Origin of the sequence: Photobacterium sp. Ph5 (assembly GCF_022129445.1) — a bacterium.
Classification (GTDB): Bacteria; Pseudomonadota; Gammaproteobacteria; order Enterobacterales; family Vibrionaceae; genus Photobacterium.
The window spans coordinates 1-2,897 of the sequence record NZ_JADQAQ010000009.1 but is presented as its reverse complement, the minus strand read 5'-3'; the positions used below and the strand labels follow the sequence as shown (position 1 = coordinate 2,897).

2 protein-coding genes are annotated in these 2,897 nt (G+C 35.1%); both read left to right on the top strand.

Annotated elements, in window-relative coordinates; all coding sequences use genetic code 11:
- A partial coding sequence (locus I3259_RS05470) for a S8 family serine peptidase (RefSeq protein ID WP_238028697.1) occupies nt 1-2,287 on the top strand: 2,287 nt, incomplete at its 5' end.
- 12 nt (nt 2,288-2,299) lie between these two features.
- Nucleotides 2,300-2,725 carry a hypothetical protein gene (locus tag I3259_RS05465; protein WP_238028696.1) on the top strand — a complete coding sequence of 142 codons (426 nt, stop codon included), beginning with the start codon at nt 2,300-2,302 and terminating at the stop codon, nt 2,723-2,725.
- Nucleotides 2,726-2,897 lie beyond the last annotated feature (172 nt).

Below are 2,897 nucleotides of genomic sequence, written 5' to 3'. Positions count from 1 at the left end.
TGATATTGCAAGTAAGCATAAAAATAATAAACCAGAACTAAGTAGTGATACTGTTTATTTTTATGTGGGTAATAATACGTTAGTACAAAAATTACCAATTATTGATAAAGATGGTGATAAAGTAACGTATAAAGTAATTAATCTTCCCCAAAGTGGTGACTTTTCAGTTGATGATGAAAATAGTGAATTTACATTTACGGCTAATTTGTCATCAATAAAAGAAGAAGTGATCTCCTTAATCGCTTCTGATGGTATTGATGAAACTGAATTTGAGGTTACTTTAAAGCCAGAGTTGGTACTTAAACCTGAAGAATTTGAAAGCTTAAACAATATAGTTGAAGGTAAGCTTGAATTTGTTGCAGGCGCTGATGTTGAGTTTAGCTATAACGTAATCTCAGATGATAATACTCCGTCGATTATACCGTTAATAAGTGATGTAAATAGAGCGAAAATACCTGATGTTAATTCTTTTGTAATTAATGACGATGGTTCTTTTAAATTAACTGCACTGCCTTACTCAGAGCCCATTTATATTGATGTTACGTTAACAAGTAACAATAAAACGGTAACTGCTCAAATAAAGTATTTAACAGAGCAAAAGAATATCAATATTAATGCTTTTTCCGATCCATTATATTTCCAACAATGGCATCTAAATAATACAGGTCAAGATGCTTATTCGTTATCAAATGCAAGTGAAGGATTTGATATTAATATTGGCCAACTGCATGTTCAAGGGATCACCGGAAAGGATATTCATGTCGCAATTGTTGATTCCGGTTTAGAAATTGCGCATGAAGATTTAGTTGAGAATGTTATTCCTGGTATGTCATATGATTTCGTCGAGCAGGACAATGATCCTAGTCCGAATCAATATGAAACAGGCGGTGACCATGGCACCTCAGTTGCGGGGTTAACCGCTGCTGTTGGTTTTAATGGTAAAGGGGGACGCGGTGTTGCTCCATCTGCATCTTTGTCTGGTTTTAATTTTCTGAAAGAACAAGATCTGGATGTTTTTTATGAAACACATGGTGGTGAAAAAACTCAAACAGCTGACGTCATAAATCAAAGTTATGGTTATGGTTTTCCATCGATACTACCTACAAATGCTTTTTATTTTGAAGTTCAAGAAGTATTCATTAAGAATCATTATGAAGTGGTAAATAAACCTGCGCTAATGATCAAATCTGCGGGCAATGGATTTCATTGGTTATCCGGCTATAAGCGTATAAATAGTTCTGAAGAAGAAGCACGACTACCTGCTCAAATCGCTAATTCCGATCCTGAAAATGCGAGTTTTTATAATACGGTTGTTTCTGCTTTAAATGCCAATAGTGATGAACCATTATCGAGCTATTCAACGGTAGGATCTTCTGTATTGTTTGCTTCTACTGGTGGAGAATATGGTGTTCAATACCCAGCTATGATAACAACGGATGTTGCTGGCTGTGACCGAGGATATTCAAATATTAAATTTGGCAAGTATTATGGTGGATTAGATGATGAAACACAGAGTGAATCAGAGTGTAGCTATACTTCAATGTTTAATGGTACATCATCTGCAGCACCTGTAGCATCTGGGGTTGCAGCATTAATTATGCAATCAAATACTGATCTATCTTGGCGTGATGTGAGATATATCATGGCAAAAACAGCGACAAAAATAGATTTGGATTTTGCACCTGTTATTTTATCACAGGATGGAGAGCAGTATATTGCAGAACCCGGTTGGGTTACTAACGGGGCTGGGAATAGTTATCATAATTGGTATGGCTATGGCATGATTAATGCTGTTGAAGCTGTACAAATGGCAACTCGAAATTACACATTATTACCTCCGTTGATTGAGTCGGAATTTATCACTAGTGATGTTATCGGAGCTGTTGATATTCCAGAAAATTTTGAAGGAATAACAAAACAAATTGAAATTACCGATGATATAACAATTGAGGCTATTCAACTAAAACTTGATTTAGACCATGAAAGAATGAGTGATATCGCCGTTGAAGTTATTTCCCCTTCAGGTACACGATCTGTTGTTGCGACACCAAGACATTTACATTATCTCAATCCGAAAAATTACTTTGGATATGATGCTGAAATTCTATTTCTTAGTCATGCATTTTTAGATGAAATCGCTGCAGGTATTTGGACTGTTAAGATTGTTGATACAAATAAAAACACCATGAAAATAGCTGATTACGATGATAACGAGCTGGAATTGTCTAACAACTACTTCTCCGGTTTGTTATTTGATGCCAGTATTAAAGTTTATGGACATAAATAAGGATTTATCGTTATGAAAAAGAGCAATCATTTACTATTCATTAGCTTATTTATGTTAACGAGCTGTAGTGCTAATGCCTATACATCTACAACGTTCACTAGTGGTGGTTTAGATTATGAAGTCATTGCGAGTGAACAAACTGCATTTAGTGCGACTCACTCTCAAGATAATAAAGTCACTAAAGGCGTAAAAGTTCAAAATGAAGACCTAAATATTAACGGGCTAGTGTCAGGTAGTATTATTTTAAAAACAATATTTTCTGATGCACTACCATTCGATGAGCCAGATATGTCTAAAAAACGTCTTGGTGGTGGTATTTGGATAATTCAGTATCCTGAAGGCACTGATTTAAGTAAAAAATTAAATTGGTTACAACAGCAGGATGGTGTTAAAAAAGCTGAAATAGAAGTAGTAAATAATCTTTTAAAACCTAATTGATTGTTTGAGGGCATATAAGCGCGAGTAAATTATTAAAGTTGATTAAAACCTAGCCTGTTGAACGGTTTTTTTAATTAAACAGTTTACAGAAAGTAATAATCTACGTATTATTCGCGCCATTGGAGAGATGGCTGAGTGGTTGAAAGCACCGGTCTTGAAAACCGGCATACGT

Excerpts from the sequence above, each read along its gene's own strand:
- I3259_RS05465 (WP_238028696.1), top strand. The coding sequence starts at position 2,300 with ATGAAAAAGAGCAATCATTTACTATTCATTAGCTTATTTATGTTAACG.